Genomic DNA, 23178 nt, shown 5'->3' with positions numbered 1-23178 from the left:
CCTCCTGTACGGGTGTCTCCCCGGGTGTATACGGATGGAGTTGATCCATGTGGATCCTGCCGATCGACCTGATCCTGGAGTCGGGGCTACCGGGATGGCCGGCGCTCGGGCTGCTGGTCGCCTACCTGCTCGCGGTGGCGCTGTTCCGCCGGGCATCGCGCACCGCGAGAGACCGGTTACGCTTCGACCGCTGTCGTTGGTGGAGAAAAGTGGGAGCGTTGATGCGGCGAGAACCGCCTCAGACCACACAGTGGCCCTACGGAACATTCCTGCAACGGCTCGGTCCCACAGTCCGCACGGCGTTGTTGGAACTCGGCGTCCGCCGTCAGGTGCCGGCCGGTCAGATCCTGATTCACGAGGGACGTCAGGAGTCACACCTGGTTCTGATCGAGCAGGGGCTGACCAAAGTCACCGCCGCGCTGCCCGACGGCCGAACCGCGCTGCTGTCGCTGCGGGTGGGGGGTGACCTCGTCGGCGAGATGTCCGCGCTGAACGAACAGCCCCGGTCGGCGACGGTCACCGCCTGCGGACCCGCCCGCTACAGCGTGATCCCGTGCGACCGCTTCCGGGCCTTCCTACGCGGGAACCCCGACGCGGCGCTCGAACTCGCGGCCATGGTCTCGGACCGGCTGCGCTGGTCGAACCGGCGACGGATCGACTTCACCTCGTACCCGGTCAAGATCAGGGTGGCCCGTGTCGTGGCGGAGCTGTCCCGCACCCACGGTCAGCGGGCCCCCGACGGCGTCGTCATCAATGTCCGCCTCACCCAACCGGAGCTCGCCACGATCTGCGGCGCCTCCGAGACCTCGATCCAGAAGAGCCTGCGTGATCTGCGGACCGAGGGCCTCATCGACACCGACTACCGCCGGATCACCGTCCTCGACCTGCCGCGGCTGCGGGCTCTGGGGCAGCTCGACGCCGACGAGGGGTAGCCGGCTGTCGTTCCGTCCGCCACCTGACGACAAGGACAGGTCCGACAGCTGCCCGGGTCAGAGGCGGCCCTCGGCGACCGCATGGGTCACCCAGGGGATGACCTCGTCGAGCATCTCGTCCAGAGAAGTGGTGGCCGTGAAACCGAGCACCTCGCGTGCTTTCGTGGTGTCCGGTACGCGCTTTTGTACGTCGTACTGGAAGGGCTCGTCGCTGACGTATCGGAACGGCACCTCAGGTCCCTTGATCTTGCGCCAGATCAGCTCGGCCAGCTCCCGGACCGTGGTCGACTCCGCGGTGGAGAGATTGAAGTCCTCGTTGCGCGCCGCCGGCTGCTCGATGGCCAGCGCGATCCCCCGGGCCAGGTCACCGCCGTAGGTGTAGTGCCGCACCTGGTCACCCTCGCCGAGGATGTGCAGCGGATCCTGCCCCTTGACGATCTTCTGCACCAGATCGGGCACCACGTGCGACATGGCCAGCTTCACGTTGCCGGAGAGCACCTCGGCCTGGCCCAGCGCCCGCCCCTCCCCCACGCCGACGCAGTTGAACGGCCGCACGATCGTGTAGGGCAACTGGTACTGGTCCCAGGCCGCCCGGGCGTAGTACTCCACGGCCAGCTTCTGGAAACCGTACGAGGACAGCGGCGGCGGGATCCGCCGCTCGTCGCCCTCACGGCTGGGCCAGTGGCCGGTCGACTCGAACACCATCGAGGAAGAGAGGTAGGTGACCTTCGACAGGCGACCGGCGCGGTGTGCGTTGAGCGCCGCGTCGCAGGTCGCTGCCATGATCCGCTCGTTGGTGGCGAGCAGGTCGTAGGCGTACGCGTGGAAGTAGGAGATGCCACCGATCATGGCGGCGCCGGCGACCAGGTGGTCGCAGCCGTCGAGCAGCCCGGTCAGCAGGTCGGTGTCGCGGGCGTCTCCCTCGACGAACCGGAACTTGGGATGCCCCTCGTGGCTCTGGGCGACCGGGCCGTACTTCGAGAAGTTGTCGACGCCCACCACCTCGTGCCCACGGTCGAGCAGTTCCGCGACGAGATAGCCACCGATGAAGCCGGCCGAACCAGTTACCAGGACCTTCGCCACGTACGCTCCTATGCCGTCTTCTCGTACTCGGTGCCCCGCCGGGTCGGCACGGCCGCCGTCCGCACCCGGGCGGTCAACTTCTCCCGGCTCAACCGTCGACCGTAGGCGAACAGGTACCAGCGCAGGTAGCCGGGGAGGAAGCGGCCAAGGTCGAAGTGGGACTCGCCGAGCGGACGGTCCAGCCAGATGGTCGGTATCTCGGCGACCGGCAGGCGCAGCCGGGTGGCCTTCGCGGTCAGTTCCAGCCCGATCTCGAAGCCGGTCCGCGACTCGATGCCGACCTCGCGGACGAACGCCGTGTCGTACGCCTTGAAGCTGTTGGTGGCGTCCCGGGTGCCCGCCCGCGCGAGGGTGTAGAGGCTGCGGCCGGCCCAGCGGGACATCATCCGCTTCAGCCTCGGCCCGCCGACCTGCTGGCCACCCGGCATGTACCGGGAGGCCGCCGCGACCACCACACCCCGGTCCACCAATCGGGCCAGTTCGTCGATCTGGCGGGGATCGTCGCACCCGTCGGCCATCGTCACCACCGCGACCGGCGCGAGGGCCGCGTCGATGCCGAACCGGATCGCGTTCGCCGGGCCGCGACCGTAGGTGTTGAGCACCGCCCGGACCCTCGGGTCGGTACGCGCGATCCGCTCGACGTAGGGCACCGTGGTGTCCTCGGGCATGTCGTGCACGATCAGCACCTCGGCGGGCAGCATCAACTCGCGCAGCATCCGCTCCAGGCAGCGGATGATCGCGTCGCCCTCGTTGTAGACCGGCACGATCACGGACACCCGGGGGTTCATCACACCCGCACCCCCTGCCCGGTCAGACCCCACATGTCGATCACCGGTTTGTCGGTGTCCAGGCGGGCGTACTGCTCATGCGGCGCGGCGATGACCAGCAGGTCGGCCCGGCGCAACACCTCGTCGAGGTCGACGAAACGCTCGTCGGCCACGTACGGGTCGGTGCACAACGTTTCCCGCGTCTTCAACGCCAGGATCTTGCGTAGCTTGTACGCCAGGCTCTCTCGGGGGTCGTCGCTGCCGCCCTTGAAGGCCATGCCGAGGATGCCCACCGTCGAGCCGGCCAGGTCGAACCGGTCCTCCAGGCGGGACACCAGGTACAGCGGCAGCCCTTCGTTGATCAGCATCGCGGAGTGGCCGAGGACGAAGTTGTTCCGGTTGAACGCGGCCAGTTGCATGGTGTCCTTGAACAGGCACGGCCCGGCGGCGAAACCGGGCATCGGCAGATCGGCGGCGCGCGGGTAGTCGTACGCCACCGCATGCCGGATCCGGGCGAAGTCCAGCCCGAAGTCGTTGGCCATCATCCAGAACTGGTTCGCGGTGGCGAACTTGATGTACCGCCAGGTGTTGGTGAACAGCTTCGCCAGCTCGGCCTCCTCGGGTTCGAGCGGGACGATCTGGTCGGTCAGGTGCCGGAACAGCTTCTCCGCCCGGGCCAGCGCCTCCGGCGTCCGCGCGGCGACAATCTGCGGCAGCGCGAACAACTCGGTCATCGCCCGGCCCTCGGCGATCCGCTCCGGGCAGAAGGCGACGTCCGCGCGCAGGCCCTTGCCGGCCAGCAGCTTCTCGGTCAGCGCGGTGACCCCGGGGTAGACGGTGCTGCGCAGCACGATCAGCTGACCGTCGCGCAGGTGCTCGGCGCAGCGTTCCAGCGCGCGGGGCACGGCACCGAGATCCGGGTTGAGGTGCTCGTCGACAGGCGTGCCGACCACGACGACCAGATGCTCCGAGGTCCCGACGGCGGCGGGATCGGTGGTGGCGCGCAGCCGCCCGGCGGCCACCGCCTCGGCCAGCGGAGCTGCCGCGCCGGGCTCGGCGAAGGGCAGGGTGGCGGCGTTGACGCCCGCGACGGCCTCGGCGTTGATGTCGTACAGCACGACGGACAGCCCACGGGCGGCGAAGGCGATGCCCAGTGGCAGGCCCACCCGGCCACAACCACCGACGATGCAGACGTCGACCGAGGCGGGCGGATCATCGGACATGAGGGGGCTCCCGTGGGGGTGGCGGGGTGATGCGGGTGATGGCACTGGGAATCCAAGCAGGCTAACCGCTCAGAGGTGACTCGCGGGTAACCAAACAGCCATCGGTGTTGACCTTTCGGTCGATCCCACACCGATCGCCTCGCCGCCGTCACCGATCGCACACCGCCCCCACTCCGGGAGTCAGCAAGGGCCCCTTCTCCGCACGAGACGTGGAGAAGGGGCCCCTCTGTCTACCTGTCAGGCACCGCGGAGGGTGGCGCCGAAGCGTTCGGCGGCGCGGGCGACGGCGGCGTCGCGGGCGACCACCGCCTCCTCGACGGTCAGGGTGCGGTCCGGCGCCCGGAAGGTGAGCTTGTAGGCCAGCGACTTGCGGCCGGCGCCGAGCTGCTCCGAGGCGTACACGTCGAACAGGCTCACCGACTCCAGCAGCTCGCCGGCACCCTCGACGAGCGCCTGGCGCACCTGCGCCGCCGGCACCGACTCGGACACCACCAGCGCCACGTCGATCAGGGCCGGCGGGAACGTCGACACCGTCGGCGCGCCGATCGGCGGGGCCGACGGCAGGGCGTCCAGGTCCAGTTCCATGGCGCAGGTCCGCCTCGGCAACTCCAGCGTCGCCACGACCTGCGGGTGCAGCTCACCGGCGTGACCGACCACCGTCCCGTCGACCAGCAGCGCCGCGCAGCGGCCCGGGTGCCAGGGGGCGTACTCGGCGGACCGCACCTCGACCTGCCCCTCGGGTACCCCGGCGGCGGCCAGCACCGCGCGACCCGCCTCGACGGCGTCCGCCCAGCCTGCCGCCCGCCCGCCGCCCCACCAGCCGGCCGGCTCGATGTCGCCGGTCAGCACGACGGCGGCGTGCCGGGGCTGACGCGGCACCACCGCGTCGGCGGCGGCGAACTCCGCGTCGGTCGGACGCCGGTCGACGCCCATCGCCGGCGGGCTGCCGGCGTCCGGCCGAGGGTGGAAGACCGTGCCGATCTCGTAGAGGGACAGGTCCCGCAGGCCCCGGCCGAGGTTGCGCCGGACGATACCGAGCAGCGGGCCGAGCAGCGTGGTGCGCAGCAGCGGCTCCTCCTCCGACAGCGGGTTGGCCAGCCGCACCGCGCGACGGCGCGGGTCGTCGGTGGGCAGGCCGAGCTGGTCGGCCAGCTCGGTGGCGACGAACGGGTGCGCCAGGACCTCGACGTAGCCACGCTCGGCCAGGGAGCGGGACACCGCGCGGTGGCGCCGCTGCTGCCGGGTCAGACCCCGGCCCGGCGGCGCGGTCGGCAACACCGACGGCACCTTGTCGTACCCGTCGAGGCGGACCACCTCCTCGACCAGGTCCGCCGGGTCGGTCAGGTCGGGTCGCCAGGTGGGCGGGGTGACGCTGAGCATCTCGCCGCCACCGGCGGCCACCGCCACCTCGCCCGGGTCCTCGGCCAGCCGGTCGGTGCCGCGCGACACGGTGCAGCCGACCTGCTCCAGCAGGGCGACCACCCGGGCCGGCGGGTAGTCCACACCGACCCGTCGGGTGGGCAGGTCGGCCGGCAGGGTGACCGGGGTACGCGGCCGGACGTGGTTGATGTCCAGCACCTCCTCGCTGGCGGTGCCGCCCGCGTACGAGGTGAGCAGCCCGACCGCCCGGTCCAGGGCGACCAGCGGCAGCGCCGGATCCACCCCCCGCTCCCAGCGCTTCGCCGCCTCGCTGAACAGGTTGTGCCGGCGGGCTGTGCGGCCGACCATCGCCGGGTCCCAGTGCGCGGCCTCGAAGAGCACGTTGACGGTGCCCGGCAGCACCTCGCTGGTCTCGCCGCCCATCACGGCGGCGAGCGAGATCGGCATGCCGTCGCCCTCGGCGGCGAGCGGGTTCGGCAAGCCGGCGTCACAGATGACCATGTCCTCGGGGGCGAGCGCGCGGGTCACCCCGTCGAGCGTGGTCAGTTTCTCCCCCGGTACCGCCCGACGCACCACCAGCGGGCCGGCGATCCGGTCGGCGTCGAAGGCGTGCATCGGCTGGCCGAGTTCGAGCATCACGTAGTTGGTGATGTCGACCGGCAACGAGATGCTGCGGATGCCGGCGATGGTCAGCCGCTGCCGCATCCAGTCCGGGGTCTGCGCCGCCGGGTCGACGCCGCGCACCATCCGGGCCGCGAACCGGTCGCAGCCGACCGGGTCGCGCACCTCGACCGGGTACGCCGGCTCGGCCGTGCCGGGGGTCGCGGGCATCCGGCCCCGGTCGGAGTAGTCGAGGCCGAGAGCGTGCGCCAGTTCGCGGGCGAGCCCGCGCAGTGACATCTGGTAGCCCCGGTCCGGGGTGATCTCCACCTCGACGATGATGTCGTTGAGACCGATCACCGGCCGGGCGTCGTCGCCGGGTTCGGCAACGACGTGTTCGGGCAGCACCACAATGCCGTCGTGGTCGTCACCCAGGCCCAGTTCCCGGGCCGAGCAGATCATGCCGTTGGAGTTGCGCCCGTACGTCCGGCGGGCGCCGACGGCGAAGTCACCCGGCAGGACTCCGCCGGGCAGGATGACCACGACCCGGTCGCCCGGGGCGAAGTTGCGGGCACCGCAGACGATCTCCTGCGGCTCGCCGGTGCCGTTGGCGTTGCCCACGTTCACCAGGCAGAACCGGATCGGCTTCTTGAAGCCGGTCAGCTCCTCGATCTCCAGGACCTCACCGACCACCAGTGGCCCGGTGACCGTGCCGGCCAGGTCCACGATGGACTCGACCTCGATGCCGAGGTCCACCAGGGCCCGCTCCAGCTCGTCAACAGGCAGGTCGGGAACGTCGACGTACTCCCGCAGCCAACTGAGAGAAACTCGCATGATGTGTAACCACCGTCTCCGTAACTCGCGCCCGCACTAAGCCCCGTGGCCGAACGCCCGGGTGAACCGGACGTCGCCCTCGACCAGGTCCCGCATGTCGCCCACCCCGTGCCGGAACATCACGGTCCGGTCGATGCCCATGCCGAAGGCGAAGCCGGAGTAGACCTCCGGGTCGATGCCGCAGGCCCGCAGCACCCGCGGGTTGACCATGCCGCAGCCACCCCATTCGACCCACTGTGGGCCCTTGCGGTGTTCCGGGAACCACACGTCGAACTCGGCCGACGGCTCCGTGAACGGGAAGTAGTGCGGCCGGAACCGGGTCTTCGCACCCGCGCCGAACATCGCCCGGGCGAAGTGGTCGAGCGTGCCGCGCAGGTGCGCCATCGTGATGCCCTTGTCCACCACCAGGCCCTCGACCTGGTAGAAGACCGGGGAATGGGTGGCGTCCAGCTCGTCGGTGCGGTAGACCCGGCCGGGGACGACCACGTAGATCGGCGGATTGTGGGTCAGCATGGTGCGCGCCTGCACCGGCGAGGTGTGGGTACGCAGCACCAGACCGGAACCCTCAGGTGCGATGTGGAAGGTGTCCATCAGCCCACGCGCGGGGTGGTCGGCGGGGATGTTCAACGCGTCGAAGTTGGTCCACTCCAGCTCGACCTCGGGGCCCTCGGCCACCTCGTAACCCATCCCGATGAACAGGTCGCTGATCTGCTCCATCAGCAGGGTGATCGGGTGCCGTGAGCCACGCGGGTGCCGGTCGTACGGCAGCGTCACGTCGACTCGTTCGGCGACCAGGACCCGCTCGGCCTGCTCGCGCTCCAGCACCTCGGCCCGGGCGGCATACGCCTGCTCGATGGTGCGGCGGGCCTCGTTCACCCGTTTGCCGGCGTCGGCCTTGGCGGCCGGCGGCAGCGCGCCGATCTCGCGGCGGGCCAGCGAGACCGGGGACCGGTCGCCCAGGTGCGCCGGGCGCACCGCGGCCAGCGCGTCGGGATCACCGGCGGCGGCGAACGCCTTCTCGGCCTCGGTGACGGCCTCGGCCAGTGCGGCCGGATCGAGCAGGGCGACCTGCTTCGGGTCGTACGGATCGTTGCGGTAGGTCATGGCGTACGGGCACTCCCTCACGACGGCGCCGGCCCTCGCGGGCGGCGGCTAGGCGAGTCTACGGACGCGCGGCTGTGCCGCAGCCCGCCGGTGGGAGTCGCGTGGAGAGCAGGTCAGGCCCGCCGCCCGCCGACACCGGCGGGCTGGCTAAACGAACGCCGTGGTGCGTTCACCATCGGGGCCGCATCTCCTCCGTCGTGTGCGCGTGACCTCGGTCAGCGCTGTGCTCTGGCTGAAGCGTACAGGCAGACGGCCGCCGCCGCAGCCAGGTTGAGGCTCTCGGCCCGCCCGTGCAGTGGCACCCGGACCCGCGCGTCGGCGGCCTCGGCCAGTTCGACCGGCAGGCCGTGCGCCTCGGAGCCGAACAGCCAGGCGGTCGGTACGCCCAGCCGGCCGGCATCGACCAACTCGTCCAGGTCGTCTTCGCCGTGGCCGGTGGCCGCGAGCACGGTGAGCCCGGCGGCCCGGGCGGCGGTGAGCGTCGCGACCGGGTCGCGTTCCCGGACCACGTCGACGTGGAACAGGCTGCCCGCGGACGACCTGACGCACTTGCCGTTGTACGGGTCGACGGCGTCACCCGCGAAGATCACTACGGTGGCGCCGGCCGCGTCGGCGGTACGCAGCACCGTGCCGGCGTTGCCCGGGTCACGGATGCCGGCGAGCACGGCCACCAGTCGGGGGCTGCGGGACAGCGCGACGGCCAGGGACATGTCGAGGTGCCGGCAGACGGCGACCAGCCCCTGCGGGGCGACGGTCTCGGCGAGTGCGGCCAGCGCCTCGTCGGTCACCTCGGAGACGGGTACGTCGTCGCTGGCGGCGCTCGCCGCGAGGTCGGCGTACCGGTCGAGGGCGGCCGGGGTGCCGAACAGCTCCAGCACGGTGCGGGGTCGGCTCAGCGCCTCCCGGACCGCCTGCGGTCCCTCGGCGAGGAACCGGCCAGCGGCGTCGCGGTCACGGCGACGCTGAAGCCGGCGCGCGGCCACCACCCGGGGCGTACGCGGTGTGAAGGGCATGGTCTGGACCACACGCGCGAGGCGTCCCCCGTTGCCGAGGGACGCCTCGCTGCGCTGGGTGGGACTCAGGCGGCCTGGGCGGGCGCGCCGCCGGTGCCCTCGGCCTGCACGGCGGCCCGGGCCAGCTCGACGATCGCCGCGAACGCGGCGGCGTCGTTGACCGCCAGGTCGGCCAGGATCTTGCGGTCGACCTCGATGCCGGCCAGGCGCAGGCCCTGAATCAGCCGGTTGTAGGTCATCCCGTTGGCGCGGGCACCCGCGTTGATCCGCTGGATCCACAGCTGCCGGAAGTCGCCCTTGCGGTCGCGACGGTCCCGGTAGGCGTACTGCATCGAGTGCAGCACCTGCTCCTTGGCCTTGCGGTACAGCCGGGAGCGCTGACCGCGGTATCCGCTCGCGGTCTCCAGCAGGGTACGGCGCTTCTTCTGGGCGTTAACAGCCCGCTTGACGCGTGCCATCTCAACTCCTTCTTGGATTCAGGTGGCGCGCGTCAGCGGCCGAGCAGCTTCTTGATGCGCTTGACGTCAGCCTTGGCCACCTCGACCACGCCCGTCAGTCGGCGGGTGCGGGTGGAGGGCTTCTTCTCCAGGTTGTGGCGCAGACCGGCCTGCTGCTTCGTGATCTTGCCTTTGCCGGTCACGCGGACCCGCTTGCCCATCCCCGTGTGGCTCTTCATCTTCGGCATGTGGAACGTCTTCTCCCCTGTTACTGACCGCTGGTGTCAGCGGTCGTGCCGGTCTCACCGGCTGCTGCGCTCTCACTGGTCACCGCAGATTCGGCGGCCGCGGCGGGCTCCTCCGCGGTCCGCTCCCGAGGCCCACCGCGGGACGCCGTGGCGGCGACCGCGCTGGCCTTCACGGCCCGGTGCGGAGCGAGAACCATGATCATGTTTCGGCCGTCCTGCTTCGGAGCGGACTCCACGTATCCCAGTTCCGTGATCTCGGACTCAAGCCGACGCAGGAGCCGGTAGCCCAGCTCCGGGCGGCTCTGCTCGCGACCGCGGAACATGATCGTCACCTTGACCTTGTCGCCGGCCTTGAGGAACCGCACCACGTGACCCTTCTTGGTCTCGTAGTCGTGCGGATCGATCTTCGGCCGGAGCTTCATCTCCTTGATGACGGTCTGCTGCTGGTTACGCCGCGCTTCGCGCGCCTTCAGTGCGCTCTCGTACTTGAACTTGCCGAAGTCCATGAGCTTGCACACCGGCGGGCGCGCCATCGGCGCAACCTCGACCAGGTCCAGATCGACGTCCGCGGCCAGCTGAAGGGCGCGCTCCAGCGGGACGATGCCCACCTGCTCACCCTCGGGGCCGACCAGTCGGACCTCACGTGCCCGGATCTGCTCGTTCACGCGTGGTTCGACGCTGATGGGGCCTCCTCGAGTCGGATCTTCATGCGTGGCCGACCCGGCGGCTCCCGGTGGGAGCCGGCCCGGAAAGTAGAAGGCCCCGGCGTATGCCAGGGCCTGCTCGACCGGTCGGCACGATCACAGGATCGCGCATCCGGTGCCGGGACGGGCCCGGAACCGGTGACCGGACCCGGACGCCAGAGACGGCGACTCGGGTGGGAGCAGGCGCTCCGCTTTCATGGCCGCCCGCCGGAGCGGACAGCCTGGTCGACTCGACAACACTACACCCTCGGTAACGGCGACCTCAAACCGGGCGCTGGCCCGCCGCCCGCGCGGCGAGCGCAACCAGATGCGCCTTGTGCAGCCGGCGCAGCGCGCGCACCCCGTCGACGGCGAGCTGCTTGTCGGCGGCCTGGAGGGCGACCACCGGCAGCAGGTCGTCGTCGTACAGCTCCAGGGCCGCCCACGGGGCGCCCCGGTCGAACCGGATCCCCCGGACGACCTCCCACGGCAGCTCGTAGGAGCCGATGATGTTGCGGACCCGCACCCCCCGCACGTCCGCCTCGACCCGAGGTCGGGTGAACAGCAGGGTGCCCAGGGCGAACAGGATCCCGAGCCCGATCATGGCGAACTGGTCACCGCGCTGGAAGGTGCCGTACCCGTTACCGGTGGGCCCGGTCAGCGTGGTGGCGACCAGCGCGAAGACCACGACCAGCAGGACGGCCGACACCCCACAGACCAGTCGGATCCGTCGCGGCCGCAGCCGGATCAGCTCGACGCCGGCCGCCTGCTCACGCTCGCCCGTGCCGGCGCTGGGCTGCGTCGCGTCCCGCCGCTCACTCATGGCCCAAGTCTGCCATCCGGTTCCGGCCGGCCGTCCGCCGCCACACTGACGTGGACCTCACGGGCCATCGGGGCAGCGGCTCACAACCGGCAGGCGTGGATGTTGGTGACCAGGATCGCGCGGGCGCCCAGTTCGTAGAGCTCGTCCATGATCCGGTGCACGTCGTCGCGGAGCACCATGGCCTGCACCGCCACCCAGCCCTCCCGGTGCAACGGTGAGACCGTCGGCGACTCGATGCCCGGGGTGAGCGAGCTGGCCCGATCCAGCAGCCCGGCCGGCACGTCGTAGGCGAGCATCACGTAGCGGCGGGCCACCAGCACCCCGTGCAGCCGGCGCAGCATCTGCTCGGCCTGCGGGTGCGAGGCCGCGCCGGTGCGGCGTACCAGCACCGCCGAGGATTGCAGCAGCGGCTCACCGAAGACCACCAGACCGGCCTGGCGCAGCGTGGCCCCGGTCTCGACCACGTCGGCGACCACGTCGGCGACGCCCAGCCGGATAGCGTTCTCCACAGCGCCGTCGAGGCGGATCACGTCCGCCTTGACGCCCAGCTCGGCGAGGTGCCGCTCGACCAGCCCCGGGTACGCGGTGGCGATCCGGTGCCCACCCAGCTCCCGTACGTCGTCGACGTCGTCCGGTCGGGCGGCGAACCGGAAGGTGGCCCGGCCGAAGTTCAGGTCGACGACCTCCTCGGCCGGCGCGCCGGAGTCGATCAGCAGGTCCCGGCCGGTGATGCCGACGTCCAGGTCACCGGAGCCGACGTAGGTGGCGATGTCCTTCGGCCGCAGGTAGAAGAACTCGATGTCGTTGGCCTGGTCGCGGCAGACCAGGTCCTTGGTGTCGGTGCGCTGGCGGTAGCCCGCCTCACGCAGCATCTGGGCGGCGGAATCGGCCAGGGCGCCCTTGTTGGGTACGGCGACACGCAGCATGACGGAGTGCTCCTTCGATCGGTTTCGGTTCGACGGTGGGGGCACTCACAGATGTCGGTAGACGTCCTTCAGGTCCAGACCGCTGGCGAGCATCAGCACCTGGACCTGGTAGAGCAGCTGGGAGATCTCCTCGGCGGTGCGCTCGGGCCCCTCGTGCTCGGCGGCCATCCACGACTCGGCCGCCTCCTCGACGACCTTCTTGCCGATGAAGTGCACGCCCTTCTCCAGTGCGGCGACCGTGCCCGAGCCGGGGGTGCCGGCCGCGGCCTTGGCCTGCAACTCCGCGAACAACTCCTCGAACGTCTTCACGGAGACGGATTCTCGCAGTCGCCGAGGGTCGACCCGAGCACCGGGTCGGTGATGACCGGTGGACGGGACCGGCACACCGACCGGGGCGGTGGGACAACCCTTCGATCCCCGCCTATGTTGGTCGTACGCTGTCCGCCATGGTCACCACCCCGCGTACCCTCGCCTTCGCCTCCGCGGCGGCCGTCCTGCTCGCGGCCAGCGCCTGCACCCCGCAGGCCCAGCCCGCGCCCATGCCGACCGTGTCGATGGCGTGCGCCAAGGAAACCCTGCCCACCCAGACGCCGGGCGCGCTCACCATCGCCACCGGTGAGCCGGCCGACGAGCCGTGGTTCGTCGACGACCAGCCGGCGAACGGCAAGGGTTTCGAGTCCGCCGTCGGCTACGCGGTGGCGGAGCAGCTCGGCTACGCCCGCGACGACGTCACCTGGACCCGGGTCGCGTCCGACGCCGCTGTCGCCCCCGGGCCGAAGACCTTCGACTTCGGCATCGACAGGTACTCGATGACCGAGGAGCACCGGCAGGCGGTCGACTTCTCCGCGCCGTACTACCTGGTCCGGCAGGCGGTCGTCACGCTGAAATCCTCCAAGATCGTCGACCGGAGGGCGCTGGCCGAGCTGCGGGACGCCCGGCTCGGCGCCCGGACCGACACGGCCAGCTACCAGGCCATCACCGATCTGGTGCGGCCGACGTCCGAGCCGAGGGCCTACAAGTCAGACGACGAGGCCACGGAGGCGTTGCGCGGCGGGCGGATAGACGGTCTGGTGGTGGATCTGCCCACCGCGTTCGACCTCGCCGGTGGGAAGATCGACGACGCGGTGATCGTCGGGCAGCTTCCCCAGGTGGGCAGCCCGGAGGCGTTCGGACTGCTGCTGGCGAAGGACTCGCCGCTGGCCGGCTGCGTCAGTGCGGCGGTCGGGCAGCTCGCCTCCGAGGGCGTCCTCAAGCAGTTGGAGGAGCGGTGGCTCACCCAGGACGCGGAAGCACCCGAACTCACCTGAGCACCGGCCCGCGCCGACCCAGCGGGCGTGCGACAGGAAGCCGGTTTTCCGACTGTTCGGAAGAGGACTGGTCGGTGCTGGTCGCCGACGGGTGGCCCCATCCTGAGGCGACACCCCTCGTCGCCCGGGAGCGCCCCCATGATCTGGATCATCGAGAGCAAGAGCAAGCTCAGCCGCGAGTTCGCGGCCGACGTCGAGCGCCTCCGGGCGAACAAGGCGGTGACACAGCACGTCGCCCGGGCCGTGCTCAACAGCACGATCGCCGAGATGCAGACCCCGCTGAAGCCGCCGCTCGATCCCGGCGAGCCGGTCCTGGTCCTCGCCCACTCCGGCTACGACATGGATCCCCGGTCCGGCCAGGAGGCACCGTGGATCGGCGGGCGGTGGCTGGACCAGTTCGCCCAGGACCTGGCCGCCAAGTTCACCCCCGCCGGGATCAGCGGCCACAGCCTGTGGTTCCTCGTCTGCCACACCGGACACGACGTCATTGCGCTGGGCCACCACCTGGTCGCCGCCGGGGTGGACAACGTGACGATCTACCTGCCGAAGGACTTCATGTACGTCAGCAAGGCCGGCATCCCGCACGTGCTGCTCAGCGAGGCCGACCTGGACGACGTGAACCGGGACGTCGCCCGATGCGACAGCGACTACTGGAGCATCCAGGGTTCGCAGGGCACCGGCAGCTACTGGGCCGGCTGCACGATCAGCGGCCAGACCGTCACCCCGCTGTCCGCGGCGGCGGTCGAACAGGCCGTCCAGGCACAGTTCGACCCGGACGAGGAGGAGAGCTGAGGCGCCACAACCGTCAGGTGCCGAAGCCGACGGGGTAGTTGCCGGCAGCGGTGCTGTGGCGGATGGCGAGGGCGGCGTCGAGGGCGGCCACCGTCGACGACCAGCCCTTGTCCTCAGCGGAGTCGGGCAGGCCGGCGCGGTCGCGGGCCTGCTCGATGGTGTCCACGGTGAGCACGCCGTGGGCAACCGGCTTACCCTCGTCAAGGGCGACCCGGGTCAGGCCGTCGGTGACCGAACGGCAGACGTAGTCGAAGTGGGCGGTGGCACCGCGTACCACCACGCCGAGGGCGACCACCACGTCACAGCGCCGCGCCAGCGCCTGCGCCACCACCGGTAGTTCCACCGAGCCGGCCACCCGGGCCACCACCGCCCGGGCACCGCACGCCTGCGCGGCGGCCACCGCCCGGTCGAGCATGTGGTCGGTCAGGTCACCGTGCCAGCGCGCGGCGACCACACCGACGGTCATTCCGGCCGCGTCCACCGGAGCCGAACCCGGCTCCCCGAAACCCGCCATCTCTCCTAAGCTCCGATCTCTGTGCCCGGCACCGTACGCCCCATCGGCGCCTCGGCCACCTCGTCAAGCTGGTCAATCAGGTGACCCATCCGGTCCCGCTTGGTCCGCAGGTAACGTACGTTCTCCGGGTGCGGACGCACCGGCAGCCCCTCACGGCCGGTGATGGTCAGGCCGTAGCCCTCCAGCCCCGCCCGCTTGGCCGGGTTGTTGGTCAACAGCCGCATCGAGCGGACCCCGAGGTCGTAGAGGATCTGCGCGCCGGTGCCGTAGTCCCGCGCGTCGGCCGGCAGGCCGAGGTCGAGGTTGGCGTCCACCGTGTCGCGGCCCTGGTCCTGCAACTGGTACGCCTGAAGCTTGTGCAGCAGCCCGATGCCGCGTCCCTCGTGACCGCGTACGTAGAGGACCACGCCCCGCCCCTCGCGGGCCACCCGGTCCAGGGCGGCGTTGAGCTGCGGCCCGCAGTCGCAGCGCACCGACGAGAAGACGTCGCCGGTCAGGCACTCCGAGTGGACCCGGACCAGCACGTCACGGCCGTCGCCGATCTCGCCCATCACCAACGCCACGTGCTCGGCCGAGTCGTACTCGCTGCGGTAGCCCAGCGCCCGGAACACCCCGTGCTCGGTGGGCATCCGCGCGTCCGCGACCAACTCGACCTGCTTCTCGGTACGCCGTCGGTACGCGATCAGATCCGCGATGGTGACCAGGGTCAGCGAGTGCTCGGCGCAGAACTTCTCCAGGTCCGGCAGCCGCATCATGGTGCCGTCGTCGTTGACCAGCTCGCAGAGCACCCCGGCCGGACGCAGCCCGGCCAGCCGGGTCAGGTCCACGGCCGCCTCGGTGTGCCCGGGACGTCGCAGCACGCCACCCTTGCGGGCCCGCAGCGGCACCACGTGCCCCGGACGGGCCAGGTCCGTCGATCCGGTGGCCGGGTCGGCGAGCAGCCGGATGGTGTGCGCCCGGTCGGCCGCCGAGATGCCGGTGGTGATCCCTTCCCGGGCGTCGACGGTCACCGTGTACGCGGTCTGCCGCCGGTCCTGGTTGGTGTGGTGCATGGGCGGCAGGTCGAGCCGATCGCACTCGCTCTCGGTGAGCGGCACGCAGATGAAGCCCGAGGTGTGCCGCACCGTGAAGGCCAGCAGTTCCGGGGTGGCCAGCTCGGCCGCGAAGATCAGGTCGCCCTCGTTCTCCCGGTCGGCGTCGTCGACCACCACGACCGGACGGCCGGCGGCGATCTCGACCAGGGCCTGCTCGATGTCGGCGAAGGTCATGCCGACACCTCCGCCCCGTCGGCCACGCGGCCGGCCAGCAGCCGCTCGACGTACTTGGCCAGCACATCCATCTCCAGGTTCACCGGGTCGCCCACGGACCGGGTGCCGAGCGTGGTCGCCGACAGGGTGGTGGGGATCAGGCCAACGGCGAACCAGTCGTCGCCCACCTCGGCGACGGTCAGCGAAACCCCGTCGACGGTGACCGAGCCCTTCTCCACCACGTACCGGGACAGCGCGGCGGGCAACCGGAACCGGACCGTCTCCCAGCGCGCCGCCGGCTCGCGGGAGAGCACCTCGCCCACGCCGTCGACGTGCCCCTGCACCAGGTGACCGCCGAGGCGGCTGCCCAGCGCGGCGGCCCGTTCCAGGTTGACCCGGTCGCCGGCACGCAGCCCGCCCAGCGCCGAACGACGCAGCGTCTCGCCCATCACGTCGGCGGTGAACACCCCGCCGTCGACGTCGACGACGGTCAGGCAGACCCCGTTTACCGCGATCGAGTCGCCGTGCCGTGCGTCGGAGGTGACCAGTGGGCCACGAACCGCTACCAGGGACGAGTCCTCCGCCGTCGGGGTAACCCCGACGACCTCGCCCAGTTCCTCGACGATGCCGGTGAACATGCCTAGCCCTCCCTCTTCCGGGGCAGCGCGGTGATCCGCAGGTCGGGACCGACCTGCGTAACGTCGGTGAGTTCCAGGTCGATGGCCTCGGCGATGGTGGTCACACCCGCGTCGACAAGCGCGGCCGGTCCGGCCCCGAGCAGCCGGGGCGCGAGGTAGCCGACCACCCGGTCGACCAGGCCGGCGGCGAGGAACGCCCCGGCGAGCCGGGGCCCGCCCTCCAGCAGCACGGCCCGTATCCCACGGGTGTGCAGGGCGGCGAGCAGCGCCGGCAGGTCGACGCCGCCGTCCGGGCCGGCGCCCACCTCCTGCGCGGTGGCCACCCAGGTCCGGGCGGCGCCGTCGCGGACCCGGGCGTCATCCGGGGTACGCCCGGCGGAGTCGACCACCACGCGCAGCGGCTGCCGGATGGCCAGGCTGCCGTCGCGCAGGTTGCGCACGGTGAGGCGGGGATCGTCGGCGAGGACCGTGCCGACGCCGACGAGCACCGCGTCGACGGTGGCGCGCAGCGCGTGCACGTCCATCCGGGCGGCCTCGGAGGTGATCCACATGCTGGTGCCGTCGGCCGCCGCGGAGCGGCCGTCCAGCGTCGCCGCGTACTTCCAGATCACGTACGGCCAGCCCCGACGCATTGCCGTCAACCAGGCCACGTTGCCGCTTTCCGCCTCGGCCTCGCGTACTCCCAGGTCGACGCGGACCCCGGCGGCCCGCAAGGTGGCGGCGCCGCCGGTGGCGACCGGGTTGGGGTCCGGCACGGCGATGACGACCCGGGCCACCCCCGCCTGGACCAGCGCGGTGCTACAGGGGCTGGTGCGGCCGACGTGGTCGCAGGGTTCAAGGGTGACCACCGCCGTGCCACCCTTGGCCCGCTTGCCGGCCTGGGCCAGCGCGACGATCTCGGCGTGCGGTCCCCCGGCGTAGGCGTGGAAGCCCTCGCCGACCACCTCGCCGTCGGCGTCGAGCAACACGCAGCCGACGACCGGATTGGGACTGGTGGTGCCGAGCCCGCGCGCCGCGAGTTCGATCGCGCGACGCATCGCCTCGTCCACGGAGACGCTTGCCATCGCCTGCCGTTGCCCTCTCGCTCGTACGCGCGGGCAGGGAGTTCGGCCAGGTGGCCACGGGCAGGCGGAGTCCGGGTACGGCACAGCCGCCCCGGCCGGGACGCGCGCACGCCGGAGCCCGGCGAGCCACACGGCCCTTCCGTCCCGCGCGCTGTCTCCCATCCGGACTGTCTGGGCGCGGACGAACCGCCCCCAACCGTCGGCCCCGGATTCTCACCAGGTCCACCGGGCGGATGAACCGCTCCCGGGTCGCGGGCTTACCACGGTCGGACCGTGGATCACCGCCGGTTCGGAATTACACCGAGTCCCGCCAGCGCGTGGTGGGTACTGAGCAAAGTCTTACACGTCCGGCGGGGCGCCGGGCCACCCGGGCGAGCTACTTCACATGACGGTGACCGGGGTCGGCGACGCCGCGACGGCGATCCACCGCCACGTACGAGCCGGGTTGGCTCTTGGCCACGGTCTTCATCTCGGAGGCGACGGTCATCGCCGCCAGCGGGTTGGTGATCCGCTTTTCGGCGTCGGAGATGGCGACGCCGATGGAGAGGGTGACCAGCGCCGCCCGGCGGATGTTGCCCCGTCGGTCCTTCAACTCCACGTAGCCGCGTTCCCGGTCGGTGGGATCGTAGAGGGCGTCCGCGGCCTTCTCGAAGTCCGACGACACCCGCAGGGTGAGTGGCCGTACCTGCTCGGGCGTGCACACGAAGACGAAGTCGTCGCCGCCGACATGGCCGAGGAAGGCCGGCGGCAGGGCCACCGCGACGACCGCCCGGTGCAGGCTGCGGGCGAGCGCGGAGATGAAGCCGTCGCCCCGGACGAACCCGTACCGGTCGTTGACACTCTTGAATCGGTCGATGTCGATGTAGCCGACAGCATAGTCCGCGCCCCCGCGGACGCGGTCGGCGATCTCCCGGCGGATCCGGTTGTTGCCCGGCAGGCCGGTCAGCGGGGACACCTCCCGGAACTCCTTGTTGCGCCGCAGCGTCGAGCTGACCCGGGCGACCAGCTCGGCATTGTCGAAGGGCTTGACCAGATAGTCGTCCGCGCCCGCGTTGAGCCCGTGGACCTTGTCCTGGGTCATCCCCTTGGCGGTCAGCATGATCACCGGCAGGGCGGCGGTCATCGGGTCGGCGCGCAGCCGCCGGGTCAGTTCCAGCCCGTCCACCCGCGGCATCATCAGGTCGACCACGGCCAGGTCGGGCCGCTGGCGCTCGATCAGCTCCAACGCCTCCTGGCCGTCGGCGGCGAGGATCACGTCGAAGCCCTGGATGCGCAGGTTGAACTCGACGAAGCGGGCGATGTCCTCGTCGTCGTCGACGACGAGGATCACGTCCCTGCGATCGTCGTCGGGGGCGTCCACGTCAGGCCCCGGCCGCCGCGCCCTCGGCCAGCGCGCGCAGCCGGCGTACCGCCTCGGCCGGGTCGTCGGCGCCGTAGACGGCGGTGCCGGCCACGAAGGCGTCGGCGCCCGCCGCGGCCGCCTGCTCGATGGTGTCGGCGGCGATGCCGCCGTCGACCTCGATGCGCAGCTCCAGGTGGCCGGCGTCGACGTGGCGACGCGCGGTGCGCACCTTGTCCAACAGCTGCGGGAGGAAGCGCTGCCCGCCGAACCCGGCCTTGATGGTCATGACCAGCAGCGTGTCGAAGCTGGGCAGCAGGTCGAGGTACGGCTCGATCGGGGTGTCCCGGTCGATCGCCAGCCCCGCTTTGGCGCCGGCCGCCCGCAGGTCCCGGGCCAACGCCACCGGGTCGTCGCAGGCCTCGGCGTGGAAGGTGACGTTGTACGCCCCCGCGTCGGCGTAGCCGGGCGCCCAACGCCGCGGGTCGGTGATCATCAGGTGTACGTCGAAGGGCAGCTTGGTGGCGGCCCGCAGGCTCTGCACCACGGGCAGCCCGATTGTCAGGTTCGGTACGAAGTGGTTGTCCATCACGTCGACGTGCAACCAGTCCGCGGCGTCCTCAACGGCACGGACCTCCTCGGCGAGACGGGAGAAATCGGCGGCGAGGATGCTGGGCGCGACGATCGGCGGCGGTACGGTCACAGGGCCAGTGTACGAACGCGGCCAGCGGCGACGGCAGCGTGCCATCAACCGGGACACCCCGTGACCCGGAGGTGACCAATGGTGCAGAATGACCCCCTTCGAACCGATGAAACGGAATGAAGCTCAGCTTCCACTGGCCAGACGACCGATTCGCGGCAACACTCCATCGGGGACGGTGACGTATCGTGCAGGCCGGTGGGCGCGGGAACCGGCAGCCGGGCGGCAGTTCCCGGAAAGGGCGGACGATGCGACGGTGGCTCGCGGCACTGGCGCTGGCCAGTGTGGCTGCGATGGTGCTCAGCGGCTGCGTGCGGCCGGGCGGTACCGACGGCGATCTCACCGACGACTGGCAGACACTGCGGGCACCGACCATGTTCGTGCCGGCCACCGACGCCTGCCTGCCCCGGGTCAACCCGGTGGTCCAGGCGAGCACGTACGAGACCGTGGACTGCGCTCGCAACCACCTCGCCGAGACGGTCCACGTGGGCACCTTCACCGACGCCGCCGCTGAGGGCGAACGCCCGGAACCGGGGTCGGCGGCGCTGCGCACCGCCCGCGCGGAGTGCGACCAGCGGGCTCGCCTGGTGCTCGGTGGTGACTGGCACACCGCCCGGTTGACACTCAACATCTCGCTGCCGTCTGCGCCGGCCTGGCGCGGCGGCGCCCGCTGGTACCGCTGCGATTTGAGCGAGACCGACAGCATCGACAACACCCGGCCGGTCAACCGCACCGGCAGCCTGCGCGGCGCGCTGATCGGCGACTCACCGCTGGTGCACCGTTGCTTCGACCCGAAGCTCATCGGCGACAGCCTCAACTACATGGCCCCGGTGCTGTGCACCGAGCCGCACGGCGCCGAGTTCGTCGGCGTCTACGTCGAGCAGGACATGAGCTGGGAGCAGTTCGTCGGCGCGGCCGGCCAGGCCCACAAACGGTGCATGGAGCTGATCGCCGCCTTCGCGGACGTGCCCAACAACGCCGACCTGCCCTACCGCGCCGGTTCCATCTTCTACCCGCCCTCGCAGCGGGAGTGGGAGGAGGGCGACCGGGGGGTGCGGTGCATCCTGTGGAGCGACGACCGCAAGCTCACCGGCTCGATGCGCGGCGTCGGCCCACAGGGACTGCCTGTCACCTGAGCACGGTGCGCAAACGACTTGCCCGGTCGCTGAGCCCGGTGCCGTATGCTGCCGCTTCGACAGCGGGGACCGGGAGGACGACAGGGATGCGACGATGGCTGACCGGAGTCGCCCTGGCGACCGTGGTGGCGCTGGCGGCGACCGGCTGCACCAGGCCGGCCGGCACCGATGGTGATCTGGTCGACGACTGGGTGTCGATGGCCGCGCCGGCGGTCTTCACGCCCGGCTCCGGCACCTGCCACGGTCAACCGCAGGAGGTCGGCTACCTCAGCGCGTACGCACCGGTGGACTGCGCGCAGCCGCACCGGGCCGAGACCCTGCACGTCGGGGCACTCACCGAGGCGACCGGGGCTCGTCCACCGGCGGTCGGCAGCAAGGGGATGCGCACCGCATTCGGCGAGTGCGACCGCGAGGCCCGCGAGACGTTGGGCGGCGACTGGCGCGGCGCCCGGATCGGGCTCACCGTCGTCCTACCCTCGCCGCAGGCGTGGACCGGCGGCGCCCGGTGGTTCCGCTGCGACGTCCACGAGCTGCGCGGGCTCGACACCCCGATACCCGTGCGCCGCACGGCCAGCCTGGCCGGTGCGCTGGACGGATCGTCCCCGCTGCGGCACGGCTGCTTCAACGCCCGCACCGAGGGCGACGAGGTGACCGAGATGGTCGCCGTCGAGTGCACCGCGAAGCACCGGGCGGAGTTCGTGGGTCTGTGGCAGGCGCCGGAGATCAGTTGGTCGGAGTTCCTGGAGAACCCGACGCAGAGCCACCGTGGTTGCCGCAGCGCCATCGCCCGCTACGCGAAGGTGCCGGACGACGGCAACCTCCAGTACCGGGTCGGCACCATCTTCTACCACCCGTCGGAAGGCGAGTGGCGCAGCGGCAACCGGTCGGTGCAGTGCTTCCTCTGGATCAGCGACCGCACCCTCACCCGCTCGATGAAGGGCGCCGGCACCCGGGCCCTGCCGATCACCTGAGCCCCCGGCGACAGCCCTTCGCCCCCGGCGAAACCCCCGGCCCTGGCGACAGCCCCCATCCCTGGCGACAGCCCCTCGGCCCTGGCGACAGCCCCCGGCCCTGGCGACAGAGCTTGACCCTGGCACAGCCTCAGCCCCTCGGCGTCAGCGACAGCCCACCCCCGGCGCATCACCCCACCCCGCACGCCGGCCCACCCCGCGCATCACCCCACCCCGCACACCGGTAGCTGGAAACGTCACCGCGGCGGGTGCCGCGCGCAATCTTGGACATTTTCCGTTAGGCGCTAACGGAAAATGTCCAAGATCTCGGCGGAGAGTTGAGATTTCGGGGTGTGGGAGGCGGTCGATCGGCGGTGGTGGGTCTTGCGGCTCGCGTCGGTCACGGCGGAGCGCCCGCTCCTGGGTGGGAACGGGCGCTTGTGGACAGGTCGGGTCAGGAACCCGTGACGAACCGGGCGACGAACGCCTGCCAGGCCGCCGGAGCGAAGACCAACGCCGGACCGGTCCGGTCCTTCGAGTCGCGGACACCGACGACGCCGGGAAGATTGTCGGCGACCTCGACACAGTCGCCGCCATTCGAGCTGCTGCGGGTGCTGGTGCGCCACACGGCGCCGGTCAGGTCAGCCATGATCGTGCCTCAAGAAAGTCGATGGTCTGGCGGCGCGGCAGCGCCACCGAGCGCAGCGTATCCCAAGTGGACCAGAGCGCGGCGGTGTCGTTGGTCAGCCGGCCGGCGGCCTGGTCGTCCAGATATGCGACGTCGCCGTCCTCCGTCGTGGCGATGACGAACGGCCCCGCCTGCCCGGGGTACAGGCCGGCGTCGAGCGGCAGCACGTGCAGCAGGATGTTGGGCCGCTGCGCCAGCCGCACCAGGTGATCCAGCTGCGGGTGCATGATGTCCGCTGCGCCGCGACGAAGAGCGAACTCGTCGATGACCGCGACGAAGAGCGGCGGTTTGCGCCGTTCCAGGACCGACGACTGCCGGCGCATCCGGGTCTCGACGTAGCCGGCCACCTCGTCCGGGGCGAGAAGGCCGCTGCTGAGCACCGCTGTGGCGTACTCGGGGGTCTGCAACAGGCCCGGGATGACCGCGACTTGAAAGGACCGCAGCGCGGTGGCCTGGAGTTCCGTCTCCACCCACGGCCGGAGCCAGGACGGCTCGCGCCGCTTCAAAACATCCGGCCAGATGTCCTCGATGTCCCGCCCGAGTGCCGCAGCCGCCACCGCACGATGCCGGGGATGCGGCACCCGCCCCGGGGCAACCCACCGCGCGACCGTCTTGGGATCCACGCCGACCTGTTCGGCGAGACTCTCGGCGGTCTCCCCCGCGTCCACCATGGCTGCTCGCAACGCCTGATTCATGCCGCCTCCCGCATGACGTCCTTGACGTCTGTAGAACCTATGCCTACGCCCTGTA

Annotated in this window: 25 protein-coding genes; 5 read left to right on the top strand and 20 right to left on the bottom strand. The window is 71.3% G+C overall.

Annotation, left to right across the window (positions count from 1 at the left end):
* The first annotated feature begins 47 nt into the window (after window positions 1-47).
* Window positions 48-932, top strand: a complete 885-nt coding sequence (locus O7601_RS17055; protein WP_281562106.1) for a Crp/Fnr family transcriptional regulator — start codon at window positions 48-50, stop codon at window positions 930-932.
* 57 nt (window positions 933-989) lie between these two features.
* On the opposite strand, the gene O7601_RS17050 is transcribed toward O7601_RS17055, so the two are convergent.
* The 12 genes from O7601_RS17050 to O7601_RS16995 all read right to left on the bottom strand — a co-directional run bounded on the left by O7601_RS17050 (window position 990) and on the right by O7601_RS16995 (window position 12380).
* On the bottom strand, window positions 990-2015 hold the full coding sequence (locus tag O7601_RS17050) for an NAD-dependent epimerase/dehydratase family protein (protein WP_281562105.1): 1026 nt from the start codon (window positions 2013-2015) through the stop codon (window positions 990-992).
* An 8-nt stretch (window positions 2016-2023) separates the two neighbouring features.
* Window positions 2024-2803: a glycosyltransferase family 2 protein gene (locus tag O7601_RS17045; protein ID WP_281562104.1), complete on the bottom strand. Its 780-nt coding sequence runs from the start codon at window positions 2801-2803 to the stop codon at window positions 2024-2026.
* Window positions 2803-4005 (bottom strand): nucleotide sugar dehydrogenase, encoded by a 1203-nt coding sequence (locus tag O7601_RS17040; RefSeq protein WP_281562103.1) that lies wholly within the window; start codon window positions 4003-4005, stop codon window positions 2803-2805. Before O7601_RS17040 ends, O7601_RS17045 begins: the two co-directional genes overlap by 1 nt.
* Window positions 4006-4242: 237 nt before the next feature.
* Complete coding sequence (gene pheT, locus O7601_RS17035; RefSeq protein ID WP_281562102.1) at window positions 4243-6819, bottom strand: phenylalanine--tRNA ligase subunit beta; 2577 nt, start codon at window positions 6817-6819, stop codon at window positions 4243-4245.
* Between the two features lie 36 nt (window positions 6820-6855).
* On the bottom strand, window positions 6856-7923 hold the full coding sequence (pheS, locus tag O7601_RS17030; RefSeq protein ID WP_281562101.1) for a phenylalanine--tRNA ligase subunit alpha: 1068 nt from the start codon (window positions 7921-7923) through the stop codon (window positions 6856-6858).
* Between the two features lie 215 nt (window positions 7924-8138).
* Entirely contained in the window at window positions 8139-8936 is a 798-nt protein-coding gene (locus O7601_RS17025; protein ID WP_281562100.1) for an RNA methyltransferase, read from the bottom strand.
* 65 nt (window positions 8937-9001) lie between these two features.
* Window positions 9002-9394 carry a 50S ribosomal protein L20 gene (rplT, locus tag O7601_RS17020; protein ID WP_093404272.1) on the bottom strand — a complete coding sequence of 131 codons (393 nt, stop codon included), beginning with the start codon at window positions 9392-9394 and terminating at the stop codon, window positions 9002-9004.
* A 32-nt stretch (window positions 9395-9426) separates the two neighbouring features.
* Entirely contained in the window at window positions 9427-9621 is a 195-nt protein-coding gene (gene rpmI / locus O7601_RS17015) for a 50S ribosomal protein L35 (RefSeq protein WP_093404274.1), read from the bottom strand.
* A 20-nt stretch (window positions 9622-9641) separates the two neighbouring features.
* Window positions 9642-10286: a translation initiation factor IF-3 gene (gene infC, locus O7601_RS17010; protein ID WP_281562099.1), complete on the bottom strand. Its 645-nt coding sequence runs from the start codon at window positions 10284-10286 to the stop codon at window positions 9642-9644.
* A 301-nt stretch (window positions 10287-10587) separates the two neighbouring features.
* On the bottom strand, window positions 10588-11055 hold the full coding sequence (locus O7601_RS17005) for a PH domain-containing protein (RefSeq protein ID WP_281566957.1): 468 nt from the start codon (window positions 11053-11055) through the stop codon (window positions 10588-10590).
* A gap of 152 nt (window positions 11056-11207) precedes the next feature.
* Window positions 11208-12053 carry an ATP phosphoribosyltransferase gene (gene hisG, locus O7601_RS17000; RefSeq protein WP_281562098.1) on the bottom strand — a complete coding sequence of 282 codons (846 nt, stop codon included), beginning with the start codon at window positions 12051-12053 and terminating at the stop codon, window positions 11208-11210.
* 45 nt (window positions 12054-12098) lie between these two features.
* Window positions 12099-12380 carry a phosphoribosyl-ATP diphosphatase gene (locus O7601_RS16995; protein ID WP_166457935.1) on the bottom strand — a complete coding sequence of 94 codons (282 nt, stop codon included), beginning with the start codon at window positions 12378-12380 and terminating at the stop codon, window positions 12099-12101.
* A gap of 119 nt (window positions 12381-12499) precedes the next feature.
* Between O7601_RS16995 and O7601_RS16990 the strand changes: the two genes are divergently transcribed.
* Window positions 12500-13360 (top strand): ABC transporter substrate-binding protein, encoded by an 861-nt coding sequence (locus O7601_RS16990; RefSeq protein ID WP_281562097.1) that lies wholly within the window; start codon window positions 12500-12502, stop codon window positions 13358-13360.
* A gap of 138 nt (window positions 13361-13498) precedes the next feature.
* The gene (locus tag O7601_RS16985; protein ID WP_281562096.1) at window positions 13499-14152 is read left to right on the top strand and encodes a hypothetical protein; all 654 of its coding nucleotides are present in this window, start codon (window positions 13499-13501) and stop codon (window positions 14150-14152) included.
* A 13-nt stretch (window positions 14153-14165) separates the two neighbouring features.
* On the opposite strand, the gene ribH is transcribed toward O7601_RS16985, so the two are convergent.
* The 6 genes from ribH to rpe form a co-directional block, all read right to left on the bottom strand.
* The gene (ribH, locus tag O7601_RS16980) at window positions 14166-14666 is read right to left on the bottom strand and encodes a 6,7-dimethyl-8-ribityllumazine synthase (RefSeq protein ID WP_281562095.1); all 501 of its coding nucleotides are present in this window, start codon (window positions 14664-14666) and stop codon (window positions 14166-14168) included.
* 5 nt (window positions 14667-14671) lie between these two features.
* Window positions 14672-15934, bottom strand: a complete 1263-nt coding sequence (locus tag O7601_RS16975) for a bifunctional 3,4-dihydroxy-2-butanone-4-phosphate synthase/GTP cyclohydrolase II (protein ID WP_281562094.1) — start codon at window positions 15932-15934, stop codon at window positions 14672-14674.
* Window positions 15931-16551 (bottom strand): riboflavin synthase, encoded by a 621-nt coding sequence (locus O7601_RS16970; RefSeq protein ID WP_281562093.1) that lies wholly within the window; start codon window positions 16549-16551, stop codon window positions 15931-15933. The genes O7601_RS16975 and O7601_RS16970 overlap by 4 nt, the downstream gene beginning before the upstream one ends.
* 2 nt (window positions 16552-16553) lie before the next feature.
* Entirely contained in the window at window positions 16554-17615 is a 1062-nt protein-coding gene (ribD, locus tag O7601_RS16965; RefSeq protein ID WP_281562092.1) for a bifunctional diaminohydroxyphosphoribosylaminopyrimidine deaminase/5-amino-6-(5-phosphoribosylamino)uracil reductase RibD, read from the bottom strand.
* A gap of 376 nt (window positions 17616-17991) precedes the next feature.
* Entirely contained in the window at window positions 17992-18975 is a 984-nt protein-coding gene (locus tag O7601_RS16960) for a response regulator (protein WP_281562091.1), read from the bottom strand.
* 1 nt (window position 18976) lies between these two features.
* Entirely contained in the window at window positions 18977-19657 is a 681-nt protein-coding gene (rpe, locus tag O7601_RS16955; RefSeq protein WP_281562090.1) for a ribulose-phosphate 3-epimerase, read from the bottom strand.
* Between the two features lie 245 nt (window positions 19658-19902).
* Between rpe and O7601_RS16950 the strand changes: the two genes are divergently transcribed.
* The gene (locus O7601_RS16950) at window positions 19903-20790 is read left to right on the top strand and encodes a septum formation family protein (protein WP_281562089.1); all 888 of its coding nucleotides are present in this window, start codon (window positions 19903-19905) and stop codon (window positions 20788-20790) included.
* An 86-nt stretch (window positions 20791-20876) separates the two neighbouring features.
* Window positions 20877-21761: a septum formation family protein gene (locus tag O7601_RS16945; protein WP_281562088.1), complete on the top strand. Its 885-nt coding sequence runs from the start codon at window positions 20877-20879 to the stop codon at window positions 21759-21761.
* Window positions 21762-22194: 433 nt separating this feature from the next.
* On the opposite strand, the gene O7601_RS16940 is transcribed toward O7601_RS16945, so the two are convergent.
* The gene (locus O7601_RS16940; RefSeq protein WP_281562087.1) at window positions 22195-22389 is read right to left on the bottom strand and encodes a DUF397 domain-containing protein; all 195 of its coding nucleotides are present in this window, start codon (window positions 22387-22389) and stop codon (window positions 22195-22197) included.
* The gene (locus O7601_RS16935) at window positions 22377-23123 is read right to left on the bottom strand and encodes a helix-turn-helix transcriptional regulator (protein ID WP_281562086.1); all 747 of its coding nucleotides are present in this window, start codon (window positions 23121-23123) and stop codon (window positions 22377-22379) included. Before O7601_RS16935 ends, O7601_RS16940 begins: the two co-directional genes overlap by 13 nt.
* Window positions 23124-23178 lie beyond the last annotated feature (55 nt).

This window comes from Verrucosispora sp. WMMD573 (assembly GCF_027497175.1).
In the GTDB taxonomy this organism is placed as follows: Bacteria; Actinomycetota; Actinomycetes; order Mycobacteriales; family Micromonosporaceae; genus Micromonospora.
The sequence above is the reverse complement of the archived record's forward strand: the minus strand, read 5'-3'. Positions and strand labels throughout refer to the sequence as shown.